At 39.0% G+C, this 10879-nt stretch carries 13 protein-coding genes and 1 tRNA gene; 12 read left to right on the forward strand and 2 right to left on the reverse strand.

Features of this window, described 5'->3' with window-relative positions:
* The first annotated feature begins 5 nt into the window (after positions 1 to 5).
* The 6 genes from FTT68_RS11230 to FTT68_RS11255 all read left to right on the forward strand — a co-directional run bounded on the left by FTT68_RS11230 (position 6) and on the right by FTT68_RS11255 (position 5298).
* A complete protein-coding gene (locus FTT68_RS11230) occupies positions 6 to 1100 on the forward strand; it encodes an acyl-CoA desaturase (protein WP_005178901.1) in 1095 nt (364 codons plus the stop codon).
* A 506-nt stretch (positions 1101 to 1606) separates the two neighbouring features.
* Positions 1607 to 2056 carry a type IV pilin protein gene (locus FTT68_RS11235; protein WP_180175355.1) on the forward strand — a complete coding sequence of 150 codons (450 nt, stop codon included), beginning with the start codon at positions 1607 to 1609 and terminating at the stop codon, positions 2054 to 2056.
* The gene (locus tag FTT68_RS11240) at positions 2050 to 2493 is read left to right on the forward strand and encodes a prepilin-type N-terminal cleavage/methylation domain-containing protein (RefSeq protein WP_180175356.1); all 444 of its coding nucleotides are present in this window, start codon (positions 2050 to 2052) and stop codon (positions 2491 to 2493) included. The genes FTT68_RS11235 and FTT68_RS11240 overlap by 7 nt, the downstream gene beginning before the upstream one ends.
* Complete coding sequence (locus FTT68_RS11245; RefSeq protein WP_168400342.1) at positions 2474 to 2914, forward strand: prepilin-type N-terminal cleavage/methylation domain-containing protein; 441 nt, start codon at positions 2474 to 2476, stop codon at positions 2912 to 2914. The genes FTT68_RS11240 and FTT68_RS11245 overlap by 20 nt, the downstream gene beginning before the upstream one ends.
* A gap of 14 nt (positions 2915 to 2928) precedes the next feature.
* Entirely contained in the window at positions 2929 to 3627 is a 699-nt protein-coding gene (locus FTT68_RS11250; protein WP_180175357.1) for a prepilin-type N-terminal cleavage/methylation domain-containing protein, read from the forward strand.
* 12 nt (positions 3628 to 3639) lie between these two features.
* Positions 3640 to 5298 carry a hypothetical protein gene (locus tag FTT68_RS11255; RefSeq protein WP_180175358.1) on the forward strand — a complete coding sequence of 553 codons (1659 nt, stop codon included), beginning with the start codon at positions 3640 to 3642 and terminating at the stop codon, positions 5296 to 5298.
* A 56-nt stretch (positions 5299 to 5354) separates the two neighbouring features.
* Here the strand turns inward: FTT68_RS11255 and FTT68_RS11260 are convergent, their stop codons facing one another.
* Complete coding sequence (locus FTT68_RS11260) at positions 5355 to 6002, reverse strand: HAD-IB family phosphatase (RefSeq protein WP_104473436.1); 648 nt, start codon at positions 6000 to 6002, stop codon at positions 5355 to 5357.
* Positions 5969 to 7174, reverse strand: a complete 1206-nt coding sequence (locus tag FTT68_RS11265; protein WP_104470323.1) for a DUF1615 domain-containing protein — start codon at positions 7172 to 7174, stop codon at positions 5969 to 5971. Before FTT68_RS11265 ends, FTT68_RS11260 begins: the two co-directional genes overlap by 34 nt.
* A 383-nt stretch (positions 7175 to 7557) precedes the next feature.
* Between FTT68_RS11265 and FTT68_RS11270 the strand changes: the two genes are divergently transcribed.
* The 6 genes from FTT68_RS11270 to dusB all read left to right on the forward strand — a co-directional run bounded on the left by FTT68_RS11270 (position 7558) and on the right by dusB (position 10665).
* Positions 7558 to 7953, forward strand: coding sequence for a transposase family protein (locus FTT68_RS11270; RefSeq protein ID WP_075166718.1), 396 nt, complete (start codon positions 7558 to 7560; stop codon positions 7951 to 7953).
* Positions 7901 to 8434, forward strand: coding sequence for a transposase family protein (locus tag FTT68_RS14095; RefSeq protein WP_253586871.1), 534 nt, complete (start codon positions 7901 to 7903; stop codon positions 8432 to 8434). Before FTT68_RS11270 ends, FTT68_RS14095 begins: the two co-directional genes overlap by 53 nt.
* 98 nt (positions 8435 to 8532) lie before the next feature.
* Positions 8533 to 8609 (forward strand) — tRNA-Met (locus FTT68_RS11280).
* A 175-nt stretch (positions 8610 to 8784) separates the two neighbouring features.
* Positions 8785 to 9006: a hypothetical protein gene (locus FTT68_RS11285; protein WP_005178882.1), complete on the forward strand. Its 222-nt coding sequence runs from the start codon at positions 8785 to 8787 to the stop codon at positions 9004 to 9006.
* Between the two features lie 200 nt (positions 9007 to 9206).
* Positions 9207 to 9416: a cold-shock protein gene (locus tag FTT68_RS11290; protein WP_005178879.1), complete on the forward strand. Its 210-nt coding sequence runs from the start codon at positions 9207 to 9209 to the stop codon at positions 9414 to 9416.
* A 229-nt stretch (positions 9417 to 9645) separates the two neighbouring features.
* Positions 9646 to 10665 (forward strand): tRNA dihydrouridine synthase DusB, encoded by a 1020-nt coding sequence (gene dusB, locus FTT68_RS11295; protein ID WP_257219151.1) that lies wholly within the window; start codon positions 9646 to 9648, stop codon positions 10663 to 10665.
* Positions 10666 to 10879: the final 214 nt, after the last annotated feature.

Genomic DNA, 10879 nt, shown 5'->3' on the forward strand with positions numbered 1-10879 from the left:
TCACTATGAATATGCCAGTCAAATTTGAATATTTTAAAAATCCTAAAAACCGCGAATTAACCCAATTAGAACTGGATGAATTGGCGCGTGAATTAGACGCCATCAAGCAGGAAGTGCTGGATGATTTAGGCGAAAAAGATGCCAAATACATCCGCCGTGTATACTCAACCATCCGTTATGCTTCTATTGCGGGTCGTGCCTGCCTGTTTGCTGGCTGGTTCCCGCCAGCCTGGATTTTGGGTACTGGTCTGCTCGGCTTTGCCAAAATCATGGAAAATATGGAACTTGGCCATAACGTCATGCACGGTCAATATGACTGGATGAACGATCCAAAATTCAACGGTCAGACCTATGAGTGGGATATTGTCGGTACCTCTGAAAACTGGCGTCAAACCCACAACTACAAGCATCATACCTATACCAATATTAAAGGTATGGATGATGATATCGGCTATGGTCTGGTACGTCTGTTCCCAGAACAACGCTGGAAACCGGGTCATCTGCTACAACCGATTTACAGTATTCCATTCTGTTTACTGTTCCAGTGGGGTGTTGCGATTCAAAACCTGGAACTTGGTAAAGTGTGGATGGGCCGTAAAACCAAGGCTGAGCTGAAAGAAGAGTGGAAACCTTTACAGAGCAAAATCTCTAAACAGCTGTTTAAAGACTATGTGTTCTTCCCGCTGATTGCTGGTCCTGCTGCGTTACCGGTATTCACTGGCAACCTGGTGGCCAACGGGATTCGTAACATCTGGACCTTCAGTATTATTTTCTGTGGTCACTTCACCAAAGATGTTGAGGTATTCCCAAAATCGGTATTGAAAAATGAAAGCCGTGGTCACTGGTATATGCGCCAGATTCGCGGTTCTTCTAACCTGACTGGTTCAGAAGCGTTCCATATTCTGACTGGCCATTTAAGCCACCAGATTGAACACCATTTATATCCGGATGTACCGGCACGCCGTTACCGTCAGATGGCGCCAAAAGTACAGGCAGTATGTGAAAAATATGGTTTGCACTACAACAATGCCAGCCTGTTTAAACAATATGGCAGTGTACTGAAACGGATTGCCAAGTATGCGTTTCCGTTTAAAAAATAGGCATAAAATGCGTTAAGACAAAAAGGCAATTTTCATAGGAAATTGCCTTTTTTATTGTATAGAAAGAGCCATAAAAACTAAAAACAAAGCAGCCAACTCGGAAATCTGGAGAAAAAGGTTATTTGGTATGATTTTTGTTAATTGTTTATAAAATAATTCACATAAATGATTAACTTTGAGCATTTATGCCAATTACTTGATAAGTACAATGATATCCAAGCTTATATACTCTATGTGAGTATAAGTATATAGTTTTGATGAAAATTTAAAGCACAACAAGATTGATGACACTCAGTTAAATATGTATATGAAAAACATGTTAATTATTTACATATTTTAACAATTGGTAAAAATATTTAGGATTAAACATTTTTTAATTGAAAATCATAATCATAATTAAAATGCAGTGAATTATTTCTAAACAATTTGGAGGTTTATACAACATATACTAAACAAATCCTATGCTAGTTTTATAGAAGTAAGTATGCTTTTGGTAAAGAAAGAAAATGTATAAGAAACAAGGCTCGAACTTCCACACGTCTAGCGCAGGTTTTACGCTCCTGGAATTAATGGTGGCTGTCATTATCTTGGCTATTCTCGCAGCCATTGCCATGCCTATGTATTCAAATTACATCACCAAAGCCAAAGCACGTAGTGCCCAGTCAGATTTGGTTGCTTTAAGCGTGGTGATGGAAAGTTTGTATCAGCGAAACTTAAAATATGTTGATTCTGCAGGTGAAAAAACAGTTAGTGATTATTTCACTACCAATAGTATGACTGGAAGCTGGCAACCATCGGCAGATACTTTTGATTATAAGCTTACTGTGACAACCACAACATATAGTTTAAAAGCTATTGGTAATGATCGTAATCATGGTTGTGAGATTACTTTAACAAATACAAATTCACGTAGTATTACAGGCGATTCTGCTTGTGGTGGGTTAACATCATGGTAAGACAACGTGGTGTGACCCTCATCGAATTGATGATTGGGATTGCTTTGTTTGCAATATTGGCAATGGCTATTTTTCCACTTGGTCGAGCTTGGGTAGCTAATGCACAAATAACCAAAACGGAAAAAGAGTTTTTGGAAGCATATTCCCGCGCTAAAAATGAAGCTTTGCGTAACCCGAATGCGGTTAAAGAGGATGATGTTGCAGCCACGTTAAAAGTGAATAATACAGACAAAAAGATTGAAGTAATAAACAGTAAAAATGTAGTCATTTGGGAAGCAGTAATATCTCCTCTCATTACAGTAACACTATCAATAGGCTGTACTACAGGACATCAGCAACTAACATTGAATAATAATGGATATTTACGTACCGGTAGTTGCACTTATTACAATATAGCTGCAAGCGGAGGTGGTAACAATGCATCAGGAACATTATAAAACTTCTGCGATATCTAAGTATCAACAAGGCGTAACACTGATTGAAGTGTTAGTGTCTATGTTACTTATGGCAATTATTGGTTTGGGTGCGGCTTATATTTCTGGTCGTACTGCAGTTTTGCATCGTGATCAAAATTTACATTTGCACACTGTGAACCAAATGAGGCAGTACCTTGAAAGCTCTGCCGGTAGTGGTTGTAGCAATAATGTTGATTTAGATGTGGCGGGGAAAAAAGTAACAGTAAATTGTATTGTGCAAACAAAGGACTATAACGTAATCACTAAGGATAATGGTGATAATGTTATTGTAACTCCAGTTGATCGTGAAGTTATAGTTGTATCACCAACTGTAAAAGTGGTTGAAAAAACTGATTCTACAACGCATTGGAACGTGCCTATTCCTGTTGAAATAGCGCCGTGAAAGGAGTAAAGAACATGCACAGCTTAAAACTTTCACAGCGTGGTTTTACTTTAATCGAAATTTTAATCGCATTAACGCTCTCGATTATTATTATTTTGGCAATGCTACGCGCATTTGTTACAACAGGTAAAGTGACTGCTGAAGCATCATTGGGTGCACAAAGTGATAGCAGTATGATGCTGGGTTTAATTGCGACAGACCGTATTTTGCAAGGTATTGGTTTTGGTGATACGTCTAGTTACGGCACAAATTTAAAAGCATATAAATTGGAAGAAAATGGTTCAGATACTTATAACGTAACAGCATCAAGTACAGATAATGCCGAATATCTAGTCTGGAAAGTTGCGACGAATAAGTGTCAGGCATTGAGAAATGCAAGTAATGGTTTATTGTTGTACGGTAAAGGTGCGGGTTATGACTGTACAAATTTGTCAAAACCAAATGTGACGAATGATCCTGTTGAGCGTTTAATTCAAATCAATGATGCTGTTCAAAACATTCAATTTGAGTCAAGCAAGGCTACGGATAAAAAAATTGGCGCAATGACAATTAGGGTCATTCAAAATAATTGTTGGCCATTTGGTATTGTGAATGATGCTGATTTAGACCCTGGTAAGTATCAGATAATTATTACCACGAATACTTATGCGGCAAGTACCGAAACTGCTACACAAAAAATTGAAAATACTACATGCCTATTTAACTTTAAATAGGGAGGATTAGTCATGCAAAATGTTATAAATATGAAAAGAAATATGCGCAATGGCATTTCTTTTATAAAACAAGCAGGCGTTTCCTCTCTGCTGTTTATTGTATTGGTTGGTCTGTCCTTAACAGTATTAACTGTGGGTTATATGTCGACAATGCGGAACCTGCAGTCCAGTGCAACCACGACCCATGCGCAGACTCAAGCTCAAATGCAAGCCATGATAGGCTATCACGCTTTGGTCAAATATTTAAAAAAAGAGAGTACAATCAATATTGATAAAATTGAATCAGGCACTGTAAGTGGTGGTTCAGAGGTTATTGAATTTACAAGAGTTTCTTGTGGGGCTGGTCGCTACTGTTTTGATATTGTAGGTAAAAGTGGTGGCGCTACCGCGATTTTAAGAACTGACCTTATTATAGTTCAAGGAGAAGGATTATCTGCACATGAGGGTTCAGTTTTTGCGGGAGGTTTGAAAGTTCAAAAGAAAGAAACGCTTCAAGCATTAACTGAAAATGTAGCAATATCTGTTGGTGCAAATATAAAAGAAGGGCTTGAATCAGGTAATATTTACCTAAGTAATGGAAAAACTGTAGTCGATTATCAACCTGAGACAGACGGAATTAAAGTAAATAAATTTGATGGTGGGCTGGATTTAATACCTGCGATTGATATGAAAGCACATGCAAATTATATTTTTAAGCATGTTGGTGATACAATCAGTTGTGAAAAGCAAAATACGAATTTGCAAAACTCTGCCACATCAATTACTTGCCCATATTATGAAGAAGTTGAAAGGGACTATGCTATAACACGTGGAAAATCATCAGGTACAGATGTTTGGATTGTAGATGTAAATAAACTGATTCAAAGCAAAATAGAAATGGGTCAGAAATTTGATGGAATTTTTTGGTTTGATGGAGATGTAGTAATACGTTTACCAGACTCAGAAAACGATAGCTCAAAATATTTTAGAAATACAATCATTACGACTGGAAATTTAACAATTGAAAAAGATGCAAGTAGTAGTTCAGGTGAATTAAATGTCTTTTCACCTTATGATTATATCGTTGCAACAGATATTACCGCTCAAATTTTGATGATAGATAAGCAATTAAAAACTGGCAAAGATTCAAATGGTAATAATTTAACAGAGGCGCAAAAGTTGTTGTTAGGCGAAAATAGGGCAGACTTACTTAGTTTGCAATTAGCTACGATGAAGGTAAGGTTGGCGGAGGTTTGTCTTAATTCAGAGCGTCCTGCAAATTTATGTAAAGATTTTACTCAACAACAAGTAGATGATATTGAGAATTATGATGATATTCTTGCTGTTGATAATGTGTTTTTAAAAGATACTTCTAAATATCCGACTAGTCTTTTCACTTTAATTGGAATGGCTGACGAAGGGTTTGTGGTTCATGCAGATAATCAAACTCAAACAAAATTATTTGGTAATTTAATTGGTTCCAAAGGAGCTGGTAATACAGGTAAGGCTTCTGGAAAGTTCGCTGGTACTGGTCAAATTGAAGTCATAGGTAATTTAATTGTTGCAAAGGACATGGATCTAACTGAAATGAAAGGTGATGTTAAAATCAAATTAGGTCAAACTAAAGCAAGTGGCAACATTATACCTATTAAAAATAATACTTTTACCACTAAAGGCATCCGCTACATGTAACCCCAATCCACTAAAAACCCACAATAAATTGTGGGTTTTTTATTGCTTTTCTAAAATCAAGCTAATTTTTTATAGAGCGTCACTTCAGGTAAAGCTTGATCTGTGCCCACCATATAAGGATAGGTTGCCAGATTCAGCATTGGCTCATCTTCATAACTATTACCATAGGCATAAATAGCATTGTACTGCTCTAAATCATAACGCTTTATAATTTGTTGTTTCTTTTCATATAAACTGCAATCTGCCGTTAAATATTCACCGCTAAAGATAGAGTTCTCTAAAGCCACCTGAGAGCAGATTAAATCAATATTTAATAACTCACATACCGCTTCCAAATAAATATTAATAGAAGCAGAGACCAACACAATATCATCTCCATGGGCTTGATGCTTTTGTAGTTGATTGAGTAATTTCGGATTTAAAGCTTGAACCAATTGTGCTGCATAGCTTTCTGCTTTTTCCTTAATTTGATGCTGCGGTACCGACTTAAACATTCCCTTAAACAGTCGGGGCCGCATTTTATGCGCCGGATAGAGCTTTAAATAATAAGCTATAATCCAGGGGAGGGTGGTCAGTCCACGCTTGAGAATATGCCGTTTGCCCAGACTGTAGAAAATAAAGCCGGTAAAACTATCATGCTCATACAGGGTTCCATCAAAATCGAATAAGGCTAGATTTTTATATTTTTGGCTTTTTGCATGCATGTGGTATATCGCCCGTTGACCCGAGTAGCAAACCAGTTGGTATTATAATCACGGCTGAGTTTTGGCCCGGAAATTACCACCTCTGGCATTATCGCATAAAATGGTGCTTTGCCAGTTTGTTCCTGATACAGTTTTAATAAGGCGCGATACGAGGCGGTATCTTCAAAATCCTGCTCTTTTTCTTTTTTCAGATCGGAGCGGATCTGGCGTGGGGTGAGCACAATATTATGTTTGGCAAAAACACTAATCAGCTCGCGTTCAGATTGACTCTTGGCACTGCGAACACCGCCATCTTTGCTATAGAGCAGTAAATCGCCGTCTAGAGATAATTCGGCTTCGGTTAAATCATTGAGCATGCTCTGAAAAGCGGCATTACGGCTGGAATACATACCCGAGTTATAATCGGCAAAGCGATATAGCGGTTTATCATAGTCGGCCGGATACATCATCAGACGGTGAATACCATAATACAGGCCACCATATTGGCTGTATAAATCGGTACGTAATTCTGCAATATTGCCGCCTTGGCGTTTATGTTCCTTGGCATAACTGATATGCACCTGCATCGAACCTAAGGTGGTAATCGGATTCAGCTTTTCTCCGATATTTTGACCAAACAGCTTGGCGGCGCCGGTCAGGGCCGACACATGATAATGCTTGGCCATATAGTCAAAAATTTCACGATAAAGTTCATCCAGTTCCCGTTCGGTTTTGACCCGGCGCATCTGGCTTAAATAGTTATCTTCCGGGCTTGGATGGTTTTTCAGTACATCCTGAAAATAGCCGGCAATGGTGCCTCCAATGGCTTCACCGAGTTTATCTTTAAACTTCTCGTCTAAGCGTTCCTGGACTTCTTTAACCGCTTTTTCACCTAAACCATAGACCTGTGGATCGGCAACAAAGTTGGATTCCTGATCGACCACGGCGACAATGGTACACATATTTTCCTTGGTCTGCGGAATACCCAATTGTTCACTAATATCGTAAATATCTTTGGCCCATGAATCACGATCTTTCACGCGGGAAGGAATCAGTCGCTTGATCTGATCTGCATCTAGACTTGGCTCATCGCCTTTATTCCACCAGGCGCTGTCGCCACAGGCAGCTAAACTTAAAGATAATGCAATCAGGCTTAAAGGTTTGATTACAGATGACAGGAAGGTGTGTTTCATAAACAGGAAAACTCGGTCCAGACGGGTCAGCCTACAGGGCAGATGAAGTATACAGAAATTCGGCTATACAAGTGTGAATATATATGTATACGGCCCACGTTGCGCTGTCAATTTTTATCTGCAAGATGCCAGAGAATTGAGTGGCTCAAAAAGCGGATACTGTAGGGTTAGATACTAAATTCTATTTCAAAATAAAGCGCTGATTTTAATTTGATGATCTTCGGTTATTTTAAGGAAAAAATTTAAATAAATAAGGGTGATGCTGTATAAAATCATCTGAATTGTTTTTAAAATATTAGATCTCTTTCATAAATCAAAAAACGATCTTCTTTTTGGTTGATATTTGCACTCCAGATTTCTTGGCATTCATGCATAATCTGCGGATGAAATACATCGATTCAAACAAGCTTTCTGATCCTCAGTTCAAGCGATACACGGGCATCTCATGGTCAACCTTTGATTTAATGGTTGAGCAATTGAAGAAACATGTCCCTGCCAAAGGCAGACCGCCCAAGTTAAGCCTGGAAGACCAGGTTCTGCTCTGTCTAAGCTATTGGCGTGAATACCGAACATTGTTCCATGTCGCAACAAGTTATGGCGTGTCAGAGCCCACAGCCTCAAGAATTGTCCGTCATGTTGAAGACTGCCTGATTCGGTCCAATCTCTTTAATTTATCCAAAGATTTACCCGAGGGCGAAGGCATCGATTGGAATGTTGTGATCGTGGATGCCACAGAAATTCCAATCCAAAGGCCTAAAAAAACAGAAGAAAAGCTATAGCGGCAAGAAAAAGACCCACACCTTCAAAGTACAGGCCATCATTCATTATCAAACTCAAAAAATCCTGAGTTTATGTAGCAGTCACGGTGCCGTACATGATTTTGAACTCTTCAAACGTAACTTGAATCAGATTCCTGCAGGTGCCTTTATTCTTGCAGATAAGGGTTATCAGGGAATTTATACAGTGTATCCAAATAGCTTGTTGCCATTAAAAGCAAAGAGGCGCTGCAAACTGGATCCTGAACTCAAAATCTATAATCAGGAAATCAATAAAAGAAGAATAGGGATTGAGCATGTATTCGGCAGTTTGAAAACCTTCGAAATTCTTGCTGAGCGATATCGTAACCGTGGAAAAAGACTAGGCTTAAGATTCAATTTAATTGCTGGAATCTATAATTTGGAACTGAGTAAAAAATGTCTTATGAAAGAAATCTATTATCTGTTGTTTTTTAATAATTCCAAAATTTTCTACTCAAAATAAAGGGAATTATTTTAGCGTAGAACCGTGGTTATTTTAGTGTATATTTTAAATAAACCTTGTGTTTAGCAAATATAGGGCGTATAAAGCTAACTCTCCTTTGCGGGGTGGAGCAGTCTGGTAGCTCGTCGGGCTCATAACCCGAAGGTCGTTGGTTCAAATCCGGCTCCCGCATCCAACTTTTAATGCTTATAGTGATTGAATATTTGTCCATAATTGTGAGAATTGGGACAGTGAAAAGTTTAAAATAATCAAATTTGATTGTGTTTTTATCCGATTTTTGAAAGATGAAATTTTAATAAAATGGAACAGCTTTCTTAAATGATCACCTAAGCTCATATAATGAGTCAGTTATGTTGAATAATGTAGAAAATTGGCAGTTGGCCACTGCAGTCAATGGTCAGGAAATTTTTGTAAAAGTAATGCCGCTGAAAAAGAAGCAGCGCTCGAGCCAGGGTTTTATCTGGGTGGAAGTCGGTAAAATGATTGAGCTTCAGTCCGGACAGCAGGTAGAATTTAACCTGGATGGTAAAAGTTTTTATATTGCTTTAAATCAGTTATATAAATTGAATTAATTTATTTTTATTGCATTCAGAACAGAAGTCTGTATAGTGGTCGTTAACTAGAAGAATTACTATTGTTTCAGCAAATCTTTTCCCTCCGTCGTTTTTTAATATCCTTCGTAGTATCAGATTTTTAGTTTCAAAGTCATTTTCCAGTTAATTATTGGTTTATCTATGACCAATTTAAAAGTTTTTTAATACAGGATTATCTTATGTCAAATACAGTTACTGGTACTGTGAAATGGTTTAATGAAACTAAAGGTTTTGGTTTTATTCAGGCAGATTCAGGTCAGGACGTTTTTGCTCATTACAGCGAAATTACCAACCAGGGCTTCAAAACTTTACATGAAGGCCAGCGCGTTGAATTTACCATCGTAGCGGGTAAAAAAGGCGACCAGGCCAGCGGTATTACTGCAATCTAATTGCCGGTTTCGCTGCAAAAAGCTCATCTTCTGATGGGCTTTTGTTTTTTAGCATCTGCTAAAAACAGATATGCTGTGGTCGGTACAGATGCATAGAAATTTTAGTCAGAAGGCTTTAAACTAGCCCGGTTTTCAGCGCCGTATCCAGTTTTCTCCCAGGTCAGGATAAGCTGCGCATTTTCTGTTTCCCGAGGTTCCTACATTGAGTTCACATCCTGTCATTCAAGAACTGTTTGATCGTCCTATTGAGCGAAAGCTGTGGGTGGCACCAATGGCAGGCGTCACTGATCGGCCGTTTAGAACGCTGTGCAAATATTTTGGCGCAGGCCATGCAGTCAGTGAAATGATGACCTCGGACAAGACTTTGCGCATGAGCAAAAAAAGTCTGTATCGGGCCAATTTTGATGGCGAAATCGCGCCGATTTCTGCACAAATTGCCGGCTCCGATCCGGCTGATCTGGCTGAAGCTGCGCGTTATCAGGTGGCCAATGGTGCACAGATTGTCGATATTAATATGGGCTGTCCTGCCAAAAAAGTATGTAATAAGCTGGCCGGTTCGGCATTATTGCAGGATGAAGATCTGGTCGCCCGGATTTTAGATGCAGTCGTAGAAGCAGTCGATGTGCCGGTAACTTTAAAAACCCGACTCGGTTTTTTAAACGGTCAGGAAAATATTCTGCGTGTGGCCAAGCGTGCGGAGCAGGCCGGTATTGCAGCGCTGGCCCTGCATGGTCGTACCCGCGAAGATATGTACCTGAACACGGCGCGTTATGAGTTAATCAAGCAGGTTAAGGCCGAGCTGAATATTCCCCTCATTGCCAATGGCGACATCGACAGTCCGGAAAAAGCTAAAATGGTGCTGGATTATACCGGTGCAGATGCGATTATGATTGGCCGTGCGGCACAAGGCCGTCCCTGGATTTTCCGTGAAATTGCCCATTATCTGACGACCGGTGAACATTTGGCTGCACCGAGTATTGAAGAAGTCAAACAGGTATTGCTTGGGCATTTATCTGAACTTTATAGCTTTTATGGAGAATATTCAGGCTGCCGTATTTCACGTAAACATATTGCCTGGTACACCAAAGGACTGCGTTCTAGCAATGAATTCCGCCAGAATATGTACCGTGTGGAAAGCACGGCCGAGCAGTATCAGGTGGTGGAAAACTATTTTAATCAACTGTTAGAACATGGCAACATCATGAGTGATGTGCAGGTTGAGCAGGTGAATCTGTTAGAAACCAAATAATTAAATATCTATCATAATTGTGGCGCTTCAGAGCGCCATTTTTTATCCCCGACTTTATCAAATGGAGCGTAAACCTCTGTCTTTCAGGTCAGAGATATAAGCGACACGACATGAAATGTCGTTTAATTGCTAAAAAACAATATTTCAAGCCTAATATGAGCTAATATAAGCCCATGAAAACACTTAAATTACGTATAAAAGACAAACATTGTAA

The organism is Acinetobacter sp. Q85-2 (genome assembly GCF_013420555.1).
GTDB lineage: Bacteria > Pseudomonadota > Gammaproteobacteria > Pseudomonadales > Moraxellaceae > Acinetobacter > Acinetobacter indicus.

Coding starts and splice junctions, on each gene's coding strand:
- FTT68_RS11285 (WP_005178882.1), top strand. CDS start 8,785: ATGTTGAATAATGTAGAAAATTGGCAGTTGGCCACTGCAGTCAATGGT.
- FTT68_RS11235 (WP_180175355.1), top strand. CDS start 1,607: ATGTATAAGAAACAAGGCTCGAACTTCCACACGTCTAGCGCAGGTTTT.
- FTT68_RS14095 (WP_253586871.1), top strand. CDS start 7,901: ATGCCACAGAAATTCCAATCCAAAGGCCTAAAAAAACAGAAGAAAAGC.
- FTT68_RS11230 (WP_005178901.1), top strand. CDS start 6: ATGAATATGCCAGTCAAATTTGAATATTTTAAAAATCCTAAAAACCGC.
- FTT68_RS11240 (WP_180175356.1), top strand. CDS start 2,050: ATGGTAAGACAACGTGGTGTGACCCTCATCGAATTGATGATTGGGATT.
- FTT68_RS11265 (WP_104470323.1), bottom strand. CDS start 7,174: ATGAAACACACCTTCCTGTCATCTGTAATCAAACCTTTAAGCCTGATT.
- FTT68_RS11290 (WP_005178879.1), top strand. CDS start 9,207: ATGTCAAATACAGTTACTGGTACTGTGAAATGGTTTAATGAAACTAAA.
- FTT68_RS11260 (WP_104473436.1), bottom strand. CDS start 6,002: ATGCATGCAAAAAGCCAAAAATATAAAAATCTAGCCTTATTCGATTTT.
- FTT68_RS11250 (WP_180175357.1), top strand. CDS start 2,929: ATGCACAGCTTAAAACTTTCACAGCGTGGTTTTACTTTAATCGAAATT.
- FTT68_RS11255 (WP_180175358.1), top strand. CDS start 3,640: ATGCAAAATGTTATAAATATGAAAAGAAATATGCGCAATGGCATTTCT.
- FTT68_RS11270 (WP_075166718.1), top strand. CDS start 7,558: ATGAAATACATCGATTCAAACAAGCTTTCTGATCCTCAGTTCAAGCGA.
- FTT68_RS11245 (WP_168400342.1), top strand. CDS start 2,474: ATGCATCAGGAACATTATAAAACTTCTGCGATATCTAAGTATCAACAA.